Source organism: Erythrobacter sp., from assembly GCF_039988855.1.
In the GTDB taxonomy this organism is placed as follows: domain Bacteria; phylum Pseudomonadota; class Alphaproteobacteria; order Sphingomonadales; family Sphingomonadaceae; genus Erythrobacter.
Map to the genome: position 1 here is coordinate 350,543 of NZ_JBDXIY010000016.1, position 16,970 is coordinate 367,512.

Sequence of the window (16,970 nt, forward strand, 5' to 3'; positions counted from 1 at the left end):
CCGCTTGCTGTCAATGCTCAACGCAGGTATTTGCGCCAATAGATTGGACATGGCGCATTTGTGCCATGAAATGCGCAGATGCGGATCTTGGGGAAGAGTGAATGGTCGGGGCGACTAATCCAGAACTACCAAAAACGATGCAGGCAATAGGCTTTGCTGCGCCAGGTGGACCAGACGTGCTGAAGATCGAAGAGGCCGAGACGCCTCAGGCCAGTCCCTCAGATGTCCTTATTAAAGTGGCATTTGCCGGGGTCAATCGCCCCGATTGCATCCAGCGCGCGGGCAATTATCCAGCGCCTCCGGGGGCATCTCCGATCCTAGGCCTTGAGGTTGCAGGCGAAGTGGTCGCCGTGGGCAGCGATGTGCCGCGCGAAATGTTGGGTAGTGTGGTCGCGGCATTAACACCGGGCGGTGGTTATGCCGAATATTGCACCGCGCCTTGGCAGCATTGCCTTCCCGTTCCCGAAGGCATGGATTTAAGACAAGCCGCGGCCTTGCCAGAGACGCTATTCACAGTGTGGCATAACGTGTTTGAGCGCGGCCTTGCCCGTGATGGAGAAACGTTGCTCGTCCACGGCGGTACCAGCGGCATTGGCACGATGGCTATTATGCTCGCTAAAGCGTTTGATCTCAAAGTCATCACGACTTGCGGCGACGAGGCTAAGTGCGAGGCAGCTCGTGGGTTGGGCGCTGATGTTGCAATCAATTATCGCGAGGATGATTTTGTCGCAGCGGTCAATGAACATACAGGTGGAAAAGGCGTCGATATCGTGCTCGATATGGTCTCGGGCGAATATGTACCTCGCAATCTTCAATGCCTCGCCGAAGATGGCCGCCATGTAACTATCGCTGTGCTGGGCGGCGCCAAAGCTGAGCTCTTTATTCCCTTGGTGATGATGAAGCGGCTGACCCTAACCGGCTCAACCCTTCGTCCGCGTACTGATGCGTTCAAGGCCGCCTTGGCCGATGAGATCGCTGACAATGTTTGGGACCTGTTTACCGGCGGAGAACTTGCGCCGGTCATGGATCAGACCTTCCCTCTGGCCGAAGCGGCAGCAGCCCATGCGCGGATGGAATCATCGGCGCATATCGGCAAAATTGTGCTGGAGGTCGCTGGTGCCTGATAAGCTCACCCTCCATGAATATTCAAAGAGCGGGAATTGCTACAAGATAAGGCTTACCGCTGCCATTCTTGGTGTTCCGCTTGAGACCAGGCAATATGACATTCTCAAAGGCGAAACCCGGACGCCCGAATTCCTCAAAAATGTGAACTCCAACGGGCGCATCCCGGTCCTTCAGATCGGTGAGGGTGAAGACGTGCGCTTCCTGCCGGAAAGCAATGCGGCGTGCTGGTACCTTGCCTCGGGCTCTGACCTGATCCCTCAAGACCGGTTCGCTCAGGCGGATATGCTTCGCTGGATGTTCTTTGAGCAATACAACCACGAGCCGAATGTTGCGACATTGCGGTTCTGGCTGTGCTTTGTGGGTGACGACAACCTATCCTACGAACAGCGCGCGCAAATACCCACGAAACGCGCCAATGGTCTGGCGGCGCTCGAACTGATGGACGGTGAGCTGGCGGATCGACCGTTTTTATGCGGTGAGAATGCAACGCTCGCGGACATTACGCTATTTGCGTACTCCCATGTGGCGCATGAAGCAGGCTTTGAGCTGAACGCCCTAACCAACCTGAGTGCATGGATCGCGCGCATGAAAGCAATGCCGGGTTTTACCCCGATGGATTGATCGTGGCGATGCTTTGCGCGGGCCTGCAAGCATTTCCTTGCCCCGCGCGCGACTATCGCCTATCAGAATCCTCGCAACGGCCGCTCCGCAAGGGGCGGCCCTTATTATTTCTGATGGAGATTTCACCCCATGGCTTCCAAGGAACAGCCAAAGCCGCTGATGCCTCACGCCACCGCGACCTGGCTCGTTGACCACACCGGTCTTTCTTTCGAGCAGATCGCTGAATTTTGCGGCCTTCACATCCTTGAAGTGCAGGCAATGGCCGATGACCTTGCAGGCAGCAAATACACTGGCCGTGACCCTGTGCACGCAGGTGAGCTGACGCTTGGAGAGATCAAGACGGGCGAAGAAGACGCCGAGTATTCTCTCAAAATGCACAAGGCTCCGGTAGAAGTCACCCGCACCAAGGGTCCGCGCTACACGCCAGTGTCCAAGCGCCAGGATAAGCCGGATGGCATCGCTTGGCTCTTGCGCAACCACCCAGAGGTGTCTGATGCGCAGATCGGCAAGCTGATCGGCACAACGCGTAACACCATTGGCGCTATTCGTGAGCGGTCTCACTGGAACATCCAGAACATTCAGCCAAAAGATCCTGTGACCCTTGGCCTTTGTGCTCAGCGTGAATTGGACGCGGTTGTCGCCAAGGCGGCGAAGCGTGCAGGTGTTACCGAAGATGCACCTGTCGCCGACGAAACGGTGCTCGACACGCGTTCTGATAAAGACAAATTGATCGAAGAACTGCGCGCTGAACGTGCAGCAAACGAAAAGGCTGCCGCCCAAGCTGCGCAAGAGGCCGAAGCCGAAGCGTGGCTGGCGGATAAACGTGCGGCTGAAGAAGCAAGCGCAGAGGAAGTTGTGGACGTAGAAGCGGCATTCGCGGCTCCCGAATCGGCACCTGCTGAAGAAGAAGCCGAAGCACCCGCCGAAGGTGCAGAAGGTGATGACAGCCAAGGCTAATACCTGGTTGAAAAGCAAAGATGGGCGGCCTGCATTCGTGCAAGGCCGCCTTTTTTGCGTCCGCTTGCTATGTTTCAGGGCCAATCTCCCTTGCACCATGCTCTCGTTTCGCGCATTCTATTGACATGTATGTAAATAGCGCCGCTTACCACCACCCCACTGCGTGGGACACGACGTTTGAGCCTCTGACGCTGCCGGCGTTGTTAGAGCGCACACTCACCCATGATCCAGACGCACCATTCCTGCACTTTATGGGCCGCACCTTCTCCTATCGCGTGATGCACGCAGAAGCGGTGAAGTTTGCGAGCGGCCTGATCGAAATGGGAGTGAAGCCTGGCGATCGGGTAGGTCTATTCCTCCCTAATGTGCCCATCTATGCCTCCGCCTATTACGGCGCGATGATGGCCGGCGCAGTGGTCGTCAATTTCTCACCGCTTTACTCGGTCGAAGAACTCGCCTGGCAAGTGGCTGATAGCGGCACGCGCGCGCTTGTGACTGTCGATGTGCCAGAGCTTTATGAGACGGCTTCCAAAGTTCTCGAGGCATCTGAACTTGAGACTCTGATTGTGGGTTCATTGGGCTCAATGCTGCCCTTTGCCAAAAGCATCGCTTTCAACCTATTCAAACGCAGCCAGATCGCGAAGGTCGCGTGGAGCGGTTCGGTGCGCCGCTGGGACGATGTGCTGAGCGATGAGGGGGTCGATCTTCCTGCGATCACCTCAGATGACCTCGCATTGCTCCAATATACCGGCGGCACCACCGGCCGTCCTAAAGGCGCCATGCTCGGGCACAGTCAGTTAACTCAGAACGCGCAACAAGTCGCCGCGATCAATCCATTCGATAATCCGCGTGATGAAGTGTTGATGGGGGCGCTGCCGTTCTTTCACGTCTTCGCTAATACCGCGCTTTTGAACCATGCGGTTGCCGCTGGCGCCTCGATTGCGATGCTTCCGCGTTTCGAAGCCAAGCAAGTGCTACAGATGATTGAGAAATACGGTGCGACGGGATTCCCTGGTGTGCCCACGATGTTTCAGGCCTTGCTGGATCATCCCGACCTTACAAAAACTGATCTTTCGAGCCTAAAGGTTTGTATTTCGGGCGGCGCTCCGATGCCCGCACAGGTCCACACACGGTTTGAGGAAGTGACCGGTGTGCGGCTTGTCGAAGGCTATGGCCTGACAGAAAGCTCTGGTGTGGTTTCTGTCAATCCTTATGCGGGCACACGCAAAAAGGGCACGATCGGACAGCTTGTCGCAGGCACGCAAGTCATTCTTCTCGACAAGGAAGACCCTGCCAAATTGGCCTCTGAAGGTGAGCCAGGTGAACTGGCGATATGTGGGCCGCAAATCATGCGCGGCTATTGGGAACGTCCCGAAATCGACGCTGATATTTTCGTCGAGCGTGACAACAATCGCTATCTTCGCACCGGCGATGTCGCAGTGGTGGATGCAGACGGCTTCCTCAGCATTGTTGACCGGATCAAAGACATGATCGCGGTCGGCGGCTTCAAGGTCTTTCCAAGCGTTGTTGAGGACGCGATCCTCAAACATGACGCAGTCAAAGAAGCTTTGGTGATTGGTGTTCCCGACGATTATCGCGGAGAGGCGCCGCGCGCCTTTGTTACGCTAGAGGGCGAGGTGGGCGCTGATGAGCTAAAGAACTGGCTCAACGAGCGTATCGGAAAGCATGAGCGGGTCGATGAGGTGGTAATCCGTGAGGAGCTGCCAAAAACGATCATCGGTAAGCTCGACCGTAAAGCCTTGCGCGCCGAAGTCCTCTAATCGATAAAAGAAAAACGCCGCCCCGCCCAAGATGCCGCGGCGTTTCAAATTTGGAAACGATGGCGCGTCTTAGTGCTCAGCTCGCGATGAGCGGTTCTGCACCTTTCTTGGCCGGTTCAGCTGGCTTTGGCGTTGCAACTGGAGCAGCAACGGTTCTCGCATTCGGCGCAAAACGCCCGTCAACTTGTGCACCCTGCTCAATGGTCAGCGCATCATAATGCACATCGCCGTCGATCTTAGCCGTTTTGAGAATCACGAGCTCTTTTGCCGTGATTGACCCTGTAACTTTGCCTGACATGCGTGCACTTTCAGCGGTCACAGCGCCGCTGATCGAGCTTGATTCGCCTTGAACAATGCTGGCGCATTTAATGTCGCCTTCGATCGTTCCATCGACATGAAGATCAGCGGATGCAGCCACATCACCTTTGATGATGACGTCTGAACCAATCACGGAAAAGGTTGAGTTGTTAGCCATCCCTCGTCCCTTCGGCTTAGGGCTGGGCACCGAAGGTGCGGGCTGAGTCTGTTCCGCGGGCTTCTTTGAGAACATGAGGTGCGGTCTCCAGGAAAGGACGCGGATTGACCGCACGTCCATTGATACGAACTTCGAAATGCAGGTGCGGACCTGTAGACCGGCCAGAGCTGCCAAGGCCACCCAAGACTGCTCCAGGCTCGACAGCTTGACCCACGCGCACGCCGATCCGCGCTAAATGCGCATAACGGGTAACGATGCCATTGGTGTGAGTGACCTCCACCGTGCGGCCATAACCGCCCTTCCAACCAGCGAAAGTAACCTCGCCTTTGGCAGCAGAGTAGATCCCAGAGCCGTAAGGACCTTTGAAGTCGATGCCATTATGCATCGCGCCGCGGCGATTGAACGGGTCGCGCCGATAGCCAAAATTGGACGAGATGCGCGTGACCGCAGCGGGAACCACACGCGGCACACCTTCAAGTGCAAGCTCTAGCGCTGACATACGTTCCAAACTCAGTCCAAGGCGTTCAAAACGAGGATCGAGATCGCCATTGGCCGACGTTGCTAGCAATTCAAGCGGACCACCCACGGCGCTTTGCGCTTCGGCGCGTGCCGCACGTTCCATCGCACGCGGATCAAGGTTCAGCTTGCGCAGCGCCTCTTCTGCTTTGCGCGCGCGCCAATCCGCATATCGCGTCATGTTCTCAACATAGGCAAGCTGCCGCGCTTCGATTTTCGCGAGGCCTCTGGCCTGAGGGAAAAAAGCTCCGACTTGCTCAACTGTTTTCGAGGTTTCTTCGGAACTGTCGGTTACATTGGTGTCGACTGTCTTGATGTCATCAGGCAACATTTCCGACATCGCTTCGAGCGCCTGTTGGCGCACTTCGAGGTCGGCAACCACATTTTCGATATTGCCGCTGTAAGCATCAAGCCGCTCTTGCGCTTGGGCGACTTCGGCTTTCTCTGATTGGAAGGAAGCAATTTGGAGTTCGGCGGAATATTTGTTCCAACCCATAACGCTCATCGATCCAGCCCACCCCAGAGCCAAGACGATTGCGGCAGTGACAGCGCCTTTTTGCAAGCGCGACGACACCTTAATGAAGCGCACTTGTCCTTGCGATCGCATGAAGAACTCGCGGTCGGGGAACCAACCTTCGAGCCTTTCTGCGAAACTGCGCTTACTGTTTTTGCCTGACAATGTGCGTCTAACCCGATTGTTTTGCTTTTTTATTTGGAGCTGACGCTAGCGATGGAAACGCGAATAAGCGAATCTCCGGCCCTCTTGAAGGGTTGAATCGAAGTCTTAGCGCGATGAGTCGTTCATCCTAGAGCAATCCCCTATAGGCGGGTTTGTAACATGGACGCTCCAAGCTGAGTGGTACCCCTCAGGATTGTCCCGAGGAGGCACAGATTCGGGCGTCGCTACGCACCGATTCGCAACGAAGAAGTGACCATGGAGTCTCCCTGATTCGCGATATTTCGCGACTTTTTGGCAACAGGCTACTCGGGCAAACCGAAGGGATTGGACGCGCTGTGCCTTCGATCCTGACAGGTGTTCACCCAAGTGCTAATGCGACATTCCTATGAATGAGATTTCTTCAATTACAGAATCGCAATTGGTTAGCGAAATGCCCGCGTCTCCGGACGAGCTGATAGCTCAACTTGCGAGCATTGGACGCGCCGCACAAAGAGAATGTGCCGCGATGGATAGCGCTTCGCGTGCTGCGGCTTTGCAAGGCGCGGCGACGCATATGCGCAAGGGTGCAAAGGACATTCTCGCAGCCAATGCCAAGGACGTCGAAGCGGCCCGCGCCAATGGTCTTTCCAGTGCGATGATCGACCGCCTCACGCTTGATGAGGGGCGGCTGGAAAGCGTTGCGAGCGCCGTTGAAGCGGTTGCAGTCTTGCCCGATCCCGTGGGTGAAGTCATTGACGAGGCCGTCCGTCCAAACGGGCTCAAACTGTCGCGTGTGCGGGTGCCGATCGGGACGATTGGGATCATTTATGAAAGCCGTCCCAATGTGACCGCCGATGCCGCCGCCCTTTGTGTGCGGGCGGGCAATGCGGCCATCCTTCGTGGCGGCAGCGAAGCCGTTCATTCCAACCGCGCAATCCTCTCAGCTTTTGCGGCTGGCCTTGAGGAAGGCGGGGTTCCGGCAGGTTTGGTGCAGCTTGTGCCGACGCAAGACCGGGCCGTGGTCGGGGCGATGCTCACTGCAAGCGGGATGATTGATATGATTGTACCGCGCGGCGGCAAGAGCCTTGTCGCGCGGGTGCAGGCCGATGCGCGTGTGCCGGTTCTGGCGCACCTTGACGGGGTCAATCACACCTATGTGCACAGCATGGCCGATCCTGCGATGGCTCGTGAAATTGCCGTTAACGCCAAGATGCGCCGCACCGGCATTTGCGGGGCAATGGAGACCTTGCTGATCGATGCACAATTTGCCGATGCAGCGGGACTGGTCGCTCGTTTGATCGAGGCCGGGGTGGAGCTTCGCGGCGACGGCCGTGCACAGGCGCTTGACGACCGGATTGCAGAAGTAAGCGACGACGATTGGGGTACAGAATATCTTGATGCCATTCTCTCTGTCGCCATCGTCGATGGGATCGAGAGCGCGTTGGCTCACATCTCGAAGTATTCTTCTGCTCACACCGATGCGATTATCACCGATGACCTTGCAGCAGCCGAACAATTCCTCACCTGCGTAGACAGCGCGATTGTGATGCACAATGCATCCTCTCAATTTGCCGATGGGGGCGAATTTGGGCTTGGCGCAGAGATTGGGATTGCCACCGGAAGGCTCCATGCACGCGGCCCGGTCGCGCTTGAGGGGCTCACCACATACAAATGGCTTGTTCGTGGGTCCGGGCAAGTCAGACCATGAGAAGAACCTCCTAAATGCTCACCGGACTTTTAGGCGGCAGTTTTAACCCAGCGCACGGCGGGCATCGGCGAATCACGAAGTTCACGATCAATGCGCTTGGGCTTGATGAGGCATGGTGGCTGGTCTCGCCCGGCAATCCTCTAAAACCCAAGGCGGGTATGGCACCTTTGGCCACTCGGCTGCGTTCTGCGCAAGCACAAGCTAGCCGCGCGCCAATCATTCCCACCACAATCGAACGCGAGCTTGGCACGCGTTACACCGTCGATACCCTTCGTGCGCTTCAACGTCGGTACAAATCGCGCCAATTTGTGTGGCTTATGGGCTCTGACAATCTGGCGCAATTCCACCGATGGAAGGATTGGCGCGCCATCGCGCGAACTATGCCGATTGCAGTCATCGCGCGTCCCGGCTATACCAGAGAGGCTATGACGAGCCCCGCCATGGCTTGGTTCAGACGCAATTGGGTGTCTGTGGCTGACTTTCGAACCATGGGGCAGACACGCTTGAGGAGAGCACCGGCACTGGTGTTATTGCGCTTTGATCCTGACCATCGCTCTGCCACGGCCATCCGCCGAGGCAATGCTGATTGGGCAGATGAATACGGCGCACCGGACACTTCTGCTCTCCGCGACAGGCTGACTTTTAAGCAAATCAGGGAAATTGATGCATGAGGGCGCTTTACTGCCCCTTGCAATCACCCCTTGGTTGCCAAACATGCAGCACATTCCCATTTCCCATGCACATTCAGGAGACATCCAACGGCCTATGACACAGGCACACACCGCCCCATCGAATGGGGCCACTTCGCCCGACTTGTCGGTGGTTTCAACCATGGCTGAGGGCGACAAAGCAGACGAGCTTTACGCGCTGGTCATGCAGCAATTGGATGACGATCAAGCACAAGAGATCGTCGCCATCCCGCTTGAGGGTAAGAGCTCGGTCGCCGATCATATGGTGGTCGCCAGCGGTCGTTCGTCCCGGCAAGTTGCGGCAATGGCGCAAAAGCTTGGCGAAAAGGTCAAGCAGGCTGGCTTTGGCCCGGTCCGCATCGAAGGTCTGCCGCAGGCGGATTGGGTGCTTATCGATTGCGGCGATGTCGTCGTTCACCTCTTCCGCCCTGAAGTGCGCAGCTTTTACAACCTTGAACGTATGTGGTCGTTCGAAGGCGGCGAACTGAAGCAAGGCCGTACTTAGCTTGGTTTTCGCTCGCCCATCCGGGCGCGTGTCCTTGATAGACGTCCTGCGCTAGGCTGCGGACGGGTGGTCGCCCTTGTGGTCCCGCCGGAACCGTTCATTGCAATCAAGCCGAGAGGGTTCTTCTCTTGCTTCTTCATGTCATAGCCCGAGGCAAAATTGCTCGCTCGCCCGAGGCTGAGCTTGTTGCGCGCTATGAAAAGCGGCTGACTTGGCCTGTGAAGCTTACAGAATTGCCTGAAACGGGGGGGAAGGTGCCTCTCCCGCAATCTCCGCACAAAACCGTCCTTCTGGACGAGCGCGGGAAAGCGCTGGCATCGGAAAAACTTGCCGCCACGCTTGAGAATTGGCGCGACACGGGCACGCGCGAAGTCCGTTTTGTGCTGGGCGCAGCCGATGGTCACAGCGCGGCCGAACGCGCCGAAGCTGACCTGCTTTACGCCTTTGGCCCCGCCACTTGGCCGCATCTTTTGGCGCGCGCGATGTTGATGGAACAGCTCTACCGCGCAACAAGCATCCTTGCAGGTCATCCCTATCATCGGGCAGGGTAGTACTCGATGCGCAGATCAATTGCCTTTTGTGGAATTCTAGGAACCGCCAGCGCCGCCCTGCTTCTTGCTGTGCCGCATGGTTGGGCGCAGCGCGAAGTGACTTTGCTTGAACCCGATGAGGCGCAAGCAGAGCTGACAAGAGCAACGCGCGAAAGCCAGCGCGCAGAAGCGCGCGCCGACCGCTTTCTCCAAGAGGCAGAGGAGGCAGGTGAGGCAGCAGACAAGACCGCTCGCGAGACAGCCGCCTTGGCGGCTCAAATCCAGGCATCTGAGGCCAAGATCACTGCCGCGCGCGCCCGCTTTTCTCTTCTGCAGAACGATCGGGCAGAACTTGCCAAGCGATTGTCCGATAGGCGCGAGCCCTTGGTGGGATTGACCGGTGCTTTGCAGACCACTGCGCGCAGGCCTTTGGCATTGTCTGCGCTCCAGCCCGGGTCATTGAAAGATCTGGTCTATGTGCGTGCAGTGCTTGCCTCTGCCGTGCCCGAGATCCGAACGCGTACTGCTGCCTTGCGCGCAGAGCTTGAAGAAGGAGAGCGGTTGGAGCGCAGAGCGGCGCGGGTCGTGGAAAATCTGCGTTCTTCTGAACAAGAGCTCCAATCTCGCCGTACGCGGCTTTCTCAGCTCGAAACACAGCAACGCCTTTCCTCTACCGAAGCGCGCAGCAATGCTGTGCGAGAAAGCGAAAGGGCACTGGCTTTAGCCGAAGAGGCGCGCGATCTTGATGGCCTGGTGGACATTTTGGGGGAAGCCGCCAAATTACGCGCAGAGTTGGCGGCGCTTCCCGGCCCAATTGCGCGGCCAAGCGATCTGTCTGCAACGGTTGTAGAGTTCGATCCCGTTCCAACCACATCCTCCAATTCCAGCGCCCGGCCGCCTGGCTTCCAACTGCCCGTTCAAGGGCGCACTTTGGCCGGCTTTGGTGAACTGCGCGACAGCGGCCTTCGATCGAAAGGCCTCACACTATCGCCTGCGCCGTCTGCCCAAGTGGTTGCGCCGGGCGCAGGGCGTATCGCCTTTTCCGGGCCTTATCGCGGCTTTGGGCGAATCGTCATTATTGAGCACCCCGGAGGTTGGACCAGCCTTGTGACAGGGCTCGCGCGTACAGAGGTCGAAGTGGGCGATGAGGTCATTGGCGGCGCGCCCTTGGGTGTTGCTGGCGGGGGTGAGGAGCCTGTCAGTCTTGAATTGAGGCGCGATGGAGAGCCCGTTAACCCGCTCAATTATCTTGGCTAATTCCTCAGCGCTGTTAACACTTCTTATCGCTGACTGCCCCGCACAGGGACGGTAAACTCCGCGATAGGCCTCTCATCTGGCGTTCAGACCCCGCTTCCTATACGTTTGCTTGCACATACAAAGGAGCATCTCGTCCATCATGAAAATCGCCGCTCTTCCCATCTCCTCACTTTTGCGCAGCGCTGCATTGGTCACCGCTGTTGCGCTTATTCCAGCCACAACCGCCACCATGGCTCAGGTCGATGGCCGGGCAGGTCCGGAACTCGCCAAAATCTTTGCGATCATGCAGCGCGTTCAGGCCAATTATGTAGAGCCGGTGGAGGATGATGTACTGGTTCGCGGCGCGATTGATGGGATGCTCTCTGCGCTCGATCCGCATAGCGCCTATCTTGATGGAAGCGATCTTCAGCGGCTCAACACCTTGATCGACGGCAATTATTCGGGTCTTGGCCTTTCCGTTGTTCAAGAAGAGGGCGCGGTCAAAGTTATTTCGCCATTTAAGGGCAGCCCGGCAGACAAGGCCGGTATCAAAGCCGGCGACTTTATCACCCACCTTGAAGGCCAGTTGATTGTTGGCGGCGATCTGGATGATGCGGTTGCCCAAATGCGCGGGGTCGCGGGCACGTCCATCAACCTCACCGTTTTCCGTCCAGGCCGCGATGAACCGCTTGAGCTTTCCGTGACGCGCGGGGTTATCGAACTTGAGCCGGTGACGCATGAACTTAAACCCGGCAACATTGGCCATATCTCGGTCAACGAGTTTTCCGCCGATGTGGGCGCCGACGTATATAACGCTTGGGCTGCGCTACAGACTGAAGCCACAGGCCGGATGAGCGGGCTTGTGCTTGACCTTCGATCGAACCCCGGCGGCAGCTTGGACGAAGCGGTCGCTCTGACGGATCTTTTCCTCGAAACGGGTGAGATCGTGTCACAGCGCGGGCGTTCATGGAGTGAGACCTTTGAATTCCAGGCCGATGATCTTGATTATTACGTGCGCCGCCGTAAGAGCCGTTCGCAGGCCCAGATATTCATGGGTGAGATTGCGAAAAATGTGCCGATGATTGTGCTGATTGATGCAGGTTCTGCGTCGGCTTCTGAAATCGTCGCTGGCGCTTTGCAAGATCACGGCCGCGCGCTCATCATGGGGCAGCGCAGCTTTGGCAAAGGTTCGGTCCAAACGCTTCTTCCACTGGGGCAGGATTCCGCACTTAAATTGACAACGGCGCGCTATTACACGCCTAAAGGCAAATCGGTACAAGAAGGCGGAATTGCGCCTGATATTCGCGTGCCGCAACTGTCCGATCCGGATTTTGCCCTTCGCGAAAAATACCGCACACGTGAAAGCGATCTTCGCGGGCACTTGGTCAATGAAATCGGCATCTCTGATGAGGAAATGGTCGAAGACACGATTGCCGATCCGCGCTTCCAGCTCACAAGTGAGGAATTGGAAGAACAAGGTGTCGAAGACTTCCAGCTGCATTACGCGCTTGAGACCCTGCGCCGTACCACGGCAAGCTCGGTTGCGTTGAGCCAGCGCGGCTCGAAATCTGGCGGCTAGTCAAACGTCTTGTGCATCCCTAAACCGCAATCATGACCGGTCTTTCCCAAGCGCGCACGCTCGCTGTGTTTATTCCCGCTGCTCTTTTGGGCGGCGCTTATATCTCGCAATATGGCTTTGACCTTTACCCTTGCGAGATGTGCTGGTGGCAGCGCTATCCGCATTTCGCAGCTCTCGGGTTTGGTCTTGCGTCCTTTGCGATCCAGCCCAGCCGGGTCTGGATCGCGCTGGCAGGCCTTGCGATCATCACATCGGGTCTAATCGGCGGCTTTCATGCTGGCGTCGAATATGGTTGGTGGGAGGGGATCACAGGCTGTTCCACTCTGCCTTCTGAGATAGACGTGATGGACATCAATGCCGCTCCTTTGGTGCGCTGTGATGTGGCCCCGTGGGATCTGTTTGGTGTCTCGCTTGCTGGCTGGAACTTTCTGATTTCTTGCCTTGGCGGTGTAGCTGTTGTGGCAATGGCCACGTATAAGAAGTAGAGTTACGTTCAGTACCCATTTGAAAGACTCCGTCATGGACCGTGATGAACTGCACCGTATGATCCGCGTCGATCAGGCTGGCGAATTTGGCGCAACGCGCATTTACGAAGGCCAGCTTGCCGTGATGGGCGACCGCGGCCCGCAATCAGCCGAAATCCGCCAGATGGCGGAACAGGAGAAGGTCCATCGAGCCAAGTTTGATGAATTGATGGCCGAGCGCGGCGTACGTCCAACCGCCTTACATCCGTTTTGGCATATGGCCGGATTCGCACTTGGCGCAGGCACGGCGTTGATTGGTCCAAAAGCTGCGATGGCGTGTACCGCTGCTGTTGAGGAAGAAATCGACAAGCATTATTCTGATCAATTGGATCGCCTTGCTGAAACCAATTCGGAACCAGAACTCGCTGAGATGATTGACCAATTCCGCGAGGAAGAACGCGAGCACCGCGATGCTGCGTTGAAGCATGGAGCGGAGCAAGCCCCCGCCTATCCGCTGCTTTCAGGTGCCATCCGTTTGGGCTGCAAGATCGCGATTCGGGTAAGCGAACGGGTTTAAACCGCTTCAGTCGCGGTTCAGTGACTGCTATCTAGTTCGTGACGAACCACTGCTCCGAATAGGGGCTACCCCAATAGGAACCACCATGTCCAAGCTCTCGCGTATTGCTCTTATCGCCCCTTTCGCAGCCCTTATGGCAGTGCCTGCTGCTCCAGCTGCAGCGCAGGATCAGGCCGGAGACCGCGTGAACATGGTCATCGCCCATAGCGAAGACGAATGTCCGGAACAGACGGCAGAGAACGAGATTGTGGTGTGCCAAATCGTGGTTGAAGCAGACCGCTATCGCATTCCTTCTAATCTCCGTACGAGCAGCGCGCAGGGCAACCTTACCCAATCGCAACAGTTTGAAAAGGTTCGCTATATCGGTGAATTCGGGGCGTTTTCATGCAGCCCAGCGGGGGCCGGCGGCTTCACAGGATGCACGCAGCAATTCATCGATGCCGCTTACGCAGAGAGGGATCAGGCTGAAGGTATCCGTTTTGGTCAGCTGATTGAACAGGCGCGTCAGGATCGCCTGTCGACGATTGATGGCGATGCAGCTGCTGAACAAGGGCGCGTTGAGCAGATCGAACGCGAGTATCTTGAGCGTTTAGAGCGTGAACGCAGTGCCGTGCTGCCGGGTGAAGAATCGGGCGAGCAGGCCTTGCCGAATCCTGAACCTGCTCCAGGCGGCTCTAACTAAACCTGATAATAATCGCGGTACCACGCCACGAATTTAGCGATGCCTTCGCGCACGTCGGTTTTGGGCGTGTATCCGGTTAATTCCTTCAAGAGCGTCGCATCGGCCCATGTTGCGGGCACATCGCCTTTTTGCATTGGCATGAAATTGCGGATCGCTGCGCGGCCACACTCTGCCTCAATCGCATCGACAAAGTCGGTGAGCTTCACCGTGTCGCTATTGCCGATATTGACCACGCGGTAAGGCGCGGCCGGACTGAGGGAATCCCATTCAGGAATATCATCAGGCGTCTCAGGTCGTTCTGGCCTTGCGTCGATCAACAAGTGAATTCCGCGCACAAGATCAGTTACATAGGTAAAGTCGCGGTGCATTTCACCCTGGTTGTAAATGTCGATGGGATCGCCGTTTAGAATGCCCTTAGTGAATTTGAACAGCGCCATATCCGGGCGGCCCCATGGGCCATAGACCGTGAAGAAGCGGAACATGGTGGTGGGCAGATTCCACAGGTGAGCATAGGAATGCCCCATCGCTTCATTCGCCTTTTTGGTGGCGGCGTAAAAGGTAAGCTGATGGTCGCTCTTTTGTTGCTCGTGGAAGGGCATATCGGTGTTGGCGCCGTAGGCTGAGCTGGTGGACGCCATCAGCAAATGCTCAACCTCCAGCTCGCGCGCGCATTCCATCACGTTGAACGTGCCAACCAGATTGGAGTTGAGATAAGCGCGCGGGTTTTCGAGGCTGTAGCGCACACCCGCTTGGCCTGCCAAATGCACGATCACGTCGGGCTTCTCTGCCATGGCGAAAGCATGGAGCGTCTCCATATCCTCAAGCATTCCGACTTTGCAGGAGAAATTCGCGTTTTGCAGCAGCATTTGATGCCGCCGCTCTTTCAGTGCGACCTCGTAATAGTCGGTCATCGCGTCATAGCCGGCGACGCGAAAGCCTTGGTCAAGCAGGGCTTGCGACAGATGGTAGCCGATAAACCCGGCAGATCCGGTGACGAGGACGGTGCGCACTGGGGTTAGGCCACCGAAATATCAGGAGCGTCCACCTGCTTCATGCCAACGGTGTGATAGCCACTATCGACATGATGCACCTCGCCTGTGACACCTGAAGAGAGGCTCGAAAGCAGGTAGAGGCTCGACCCGCCAACATCTTCCAATGTGGTCGTGCGGCGCAGAGGCGAGTTATACTCGTTCCACTTCAAGATGTAGCGGAAGTCGCCAATTCCGCTGGCGGCCAATGTCTTCACTGGGCCAGCGCTGATCGCATTGATGCGGATGTTTTTGGGGCCAAGGTCATTGGCGAGGTAGCGCACGCTAGTTTCAAGCGCTGCCTTAGCGACGCCCATCACGTTATAATGCGGCATGACTTTTTCAGCGCCGTAATAGGTAAGCGTAAGAATGCTCCCGCCTTCTTCCGGCATCAATTCCGCCGCGCGTTTTGACACTGCGACAAGCGAATAGGCCGAGATGTTCATCGTGACGAGGAAGTTGTCGAGGCTGGTATCGAGATATTGGCCGCGCAGTTCGTTCTTGTCGGAAAATCCAATCGCATGGACCACAAAATCAAGCGTGCCCCAACGCTCTTTGATCGCGTCAAAGCCTGCGTCGAGTGAGCCCATATCCGACACATCGCACTCAAATGTGAAATCGCTACCGAGCTTTTCGGCGAGAGGTTTCACCCGCTTGGCCAAAGCATCGCCTTGGTAGGAAAAAGCGAGTTCAGCGCCGTGTTCGGCCAGCTGTTTTGCGATACCCCAAGCCAGCGACTTATCGTTGGCGAGGCCCATGATCAGACCCTTCTTGCCTTCCATGAGTTTGGTCATGCCGCGGTTCCCTCTTCCAAGTTTGCGTTTGTGTGTTGCTCATTTTCTGGCTCTGCCAGCGCAGCGTTCAATTCTGCTCCGATAACGAGCCCAAGCCCAACGAGCCAGAAAAAGAACAAGGCGATGATGATCCCGGCCATGCTGCCATAGATCAGATCGTAGGTGAATACGCCGCGCAAGATGGGCGGCATGGCGGCTGTGACACTCAGCCACCAAATCGCGGTGAAGGCGGGTCCGGGCCATTTGGGATAGGCCTTGCTGCGGTACGCGACCGGCGTCAGCGTGTAGAACAAAAGGTAGAGCGACACCCCAAGGCCAAGTGCTGGAACGATGCGAGAAATGCGCAAATCGCCGACAGTCGCCAGGAATTGCGGAAAATAGCTGAGGATCATTTGTTGGACCGTTCCGATTAGAACGCTCGCGAAAAGTGACACCATCAAGACTACCACGGCCCCCAGGATAAGTGCTGCGGCAAATAGACGCGCCTTCCAAAAGGCCAAAAGCGGCTGCGTCCCATAAGCACGGCGAAGGATGTCGCGAATGGTTTCGACCAAATTGGACACCGTCCAGAGCGCAACACCGGCACCCAGCCACAAGAACCAGCCTTGGGGGGCATCGACAATTTCCTCGGCGACCGGTCCGATTAGGCTGCTTACTGTGGGCGGCATCGCGGCAAGAACTGTTATCACCAATTCCAAAGCCAGCTCGCGTCCTCCAACAAGATCAAACAAAGCGGCGCCGATAATGAAGAACGGGAAAATCGCGAGCATCGAGAGATAGGCAAGGTTTCCGGCATGGATAAAACCGTCCTGCCACGTCCCGACAAGAGTGCGGCGCACCGTTTCAAACAGGCGCGTACCGGGCCCCGCGTAATGGGCGATAAATCCGAAAATGCCGGGTTGAGGGGAAGCCGCTGCATCCAAACCGGAAAACCGCACTGGCTGCCGCAACGCCCTTAACCGCCGCGCTTCGGGGGAAAGCGAGCGTATTTCCATGCCTCGACCAGAGGGATCAAAACCTTGACGGGGAGGGGGTTGTCTATCCA

Annotated in this window: 18 protein-coding genes; 13 read left to right on the forward strand and 5 right to left on the reverse strand. The window is 56.9% G+C overall.

Annotation, left to right across the window (positions count from 1 at the left end; all coding sequences use genetic code 11):
- The first annotated feature begins 101 nt into the window (after nucleotides 1–101).
- The 4 genes from ABJ205_RS09350 to ABJ205_RS09365 all read left to right on the forward strand — a co-directional run bounded on the left by ABJ205_RS09350 (nucleotide 102) and on the right by ABJ205_RS09365 (nucleotide 4,484).
- Nucleotides 102–1,124: an NAD(P)H-quinone oxidoreductase gene (locus ABJ205_RS09350; protein WP_348154975.1), complete on the forward strand. Its 1,023-nt coding sequence runs from the start codon at nucleotides 102–104 to the stop codon at nucleotides 1,122–1,124.
- The gene (locus ABJ205_RS09355) at nucleotides 1,117–1,746 is read left to right on the forward strand and encodes a glutathione S-transferase family protein (protein ID WP_348154978.1); all 630 of its coding nucleotides are present in this window, start codon (nucleotides 1,117–1,119) and stop codon (nucleotides 1,744–1,746) included. Before ABJ205_RS09350 ends, ABJ205_RS09355 begins: the two co-directional genes overlap by 8 nt.
- A gap of 129 nt (nucleotides 1,747–1,875) precedes the next feature.
- Nucleotides 1,876–2,703: a DUF1013 domain-containing protein gene (locus ABJ205_RS09360; RefSeq protein WP_348154981.1), complete on the forward strand. Its 828-nt coding sequence runs from the start codon at nucleotides 1,876–1,878 to the stop codon at nucleotides 2,701–2,703.
- Nucleotides 2,704–2,828: 125 nt separating this feature from the next.
- A complete protein-coding gene (locus tag ABJ205_RS09365) occupies nucleotides 2,829–4,484 on the forward strand; it encodes a long-chain fatty acid--CoA ligase (protein WP_348154983.1) in 1,656 nt (551 codons plus the stop codon).
- 76 nt (nucleotides 4,485–4,560) lie between these two features.
- Here ABJ205_RS09365 and ABJ205_RS09370 read toward each other — a convergent pair whose 3' ends face one another.
- A complete protein-coding gene (locus tag ABJ205_RS09370; RefSeq protein WP_348154986.1) occupies nucleotides 4,561–4,959 on the reverse strand; it encodes a polymer-forming cytoskeletal protein in 399 nt (132 codons plus the stop codon).
- A 16-nt stretch (nucleotides 4,960–4,975) separates the two neighbouring features.
- Nucleotides 4,976–6,154, reverse strand: a complete 1,179-nt coding sequence (locus ABJ205_RS09375) for a peptidoglycan DD-metalloendopeptidase family protein (protein WP_348154989.1) — start codon at nucleotides 6,152–6,154, stop codon at nucleotides 4,976–4,978.
- Nucleotides 6,155–6,539: 385 nt separating this feature from the next.
- Between ABJ205_RS09375 and ABJ205_RS09380 the strand changes: the two genes are divergently transcribed.
- From ABJ205_RS09380 to ABJ205_RS09420, 9 genes are all read left to right on the forward strand, one after another.
- Nucleotides 6,540–7,841: a glutamate-5-semialdehyde dehydrogenase gene (locus tag ABJ205_RS09380; protein ID WP_348154992.1), complete on the forward strand. Its 1,302-nt coding sequence runs from the start codon at nucleotides 6,540–6,542 to the stop codon at nucleotides 7,839–7,841.
- A gap of 14 nt (nucleotides 7,842–7,855) precedes the next feature.
- Nucleotides 7,856–8,512, forward strand: coding sequence for a nicotinate-nucleotide adenylyltransferase (locus ABJ205_RS09385; RefSeq protein ID WP_348154995.1), 657 nt, complete (start codon nucleotides 7,856–7,858; stop codon nucleotides 8,510–8,512).
- 160 nt (nucleotides 8,513–8,672) lie between these two features.
- A complete protein-coding gene (gene rsfS, locus ABJ205_RS09390) occupies nucleotides 8,673–9,035 on the forward strand; it encodes a ribosome silencing factor (RefSeq protein ID WP_348155053.1) in 363 nt (120 codons plus the stop codon).
- 128 nt (nucleotides 9,036–9,163) lie between these two features.
- Nucleotides 9,164–9,586, forward strand: a complete 423-nt coding sequence (locus ABJ205_RS09395) for a 23S rRNA (pseudouridine(1915)-N(3))-methyltransferase RlmH (protein WP_348154998.1) — start codon at nucleotides 9,164–9,166, stop codon at nucleotides 9,584–9,586.
- A gap of 6 nt (nucleotides 9,587–9,592) precedes the next feature.
- Nucleotides 9,593–10,822, forward strand: coding sequence for a peptidoglycan DD-metalloendopeptidase family protein (locus ABJ205_RS09400; RefSeq protein ID WP_348155001.1), 1,230 nt, complete (start codon nucleotides 9,593–9,595; stop codon nucleotides 10,820–10,822).
- A gap of 139 nt (nucleotides 10,823–10,961) precedes the next feature.
- Complete coding sequence (locus tag ABJ205_RS09405; RefSeq protein WP_348155004.1) at nucleotides 10,962–12,380, forward strand: S41 family peptidase; 1,419 nt, start codon at nucleotides 10,962–10,964, stop codon at nucleotides 12,378–12,380.
- A 32-nt stretch (nucleotides 12,381–12,412) separates the two neighbouring features.
- On the forward strand, nucleotides 12,413–12,865 hold the full coding sequence (locus ABJ205_RS09410) for a disulfide bond formation protein B (RefSeq protein ID WP_348155007.1): 453 nt from the start codon (nucleotides 12,413–12,415) through the stop codon (nucleotides 12,863–12,865).
- Between the two features lie 34 nt (nucleotides 12,866–12,899).
- Nucleotides 12,900–13,421, forward strand: coding sequence for a demethoxyubiquinone hydroxylase family protein (locus ABJ205_RS09415; protein WP_348155009.1), 522 nt, complete (start codon nucleotides 12,900–12,902; stop codon nucleotides 13,419–13,421).
- 85 nt (nucleotides 13,422–13,506) lie between these two features.
- Complete coding sequence (locus ABJ205_RS09420; protein WP_348155012.1) at nucleotides 13,507–14,103, forward strand: hypothetical protein; 597 nt, start codon at nucleotides 13,507–13,509, stop codon at nucleotides 14,101–14,103.
- Here the strand turns inward: ABJ205_RS09420 and ABJ205_RS09425 are convergent.
- The 3 genes from ABJ205_RS09425 to ABJ205_RS09435 are packed head-to-tail and all read right to left on the reverse strand — an operon-like array spanning nucleotide 14,100 to nucleotide 16,920.
- Complete coding sequence (locus ABJ205_RS09425; RefSeq protein WP_348155015.1) at nucleotides 14,100–15,113, reverse strand: SDR family NAD(P)-dependent oxidoreductase; 1,014 nt, start codon at nucleotides 15,111–15,113, stop codon at nucleotides 14,100–14,102. The genes ABJ205_RS09420 and ABJ205_RS09425 overlap by 4 nt on opposite strands.
- A 5-nt stretch (nucleotides 15,114–15,118) precedes the next feature.
- A complete protein-coding gene (gene fabI / locus ABJ205_RS09430) occupies nucleotides 15,119–15,925 on the reverse strand; it encodes an enoyl-ACP reductase FabI (protein WP_348155017.1) in 807 nt (268 codons plus the stop codon).
- Entirely contained in the window at nucleotides 15,922–16,920 is a 999-nt protein-coding gene (locus ABJ205_RS09435) for a YihY/virulence factor BrkB family protein (protein ID WP_348155020.1), read from the reverse strand. The genes fabI and ABJ205_RS09435 overlap by 4 nt, the downstream gene beginning before the upstream one ends.
- Between the last annotated feature and the right edge of the window lie 50 nt (nucleotides 16,921–16,970).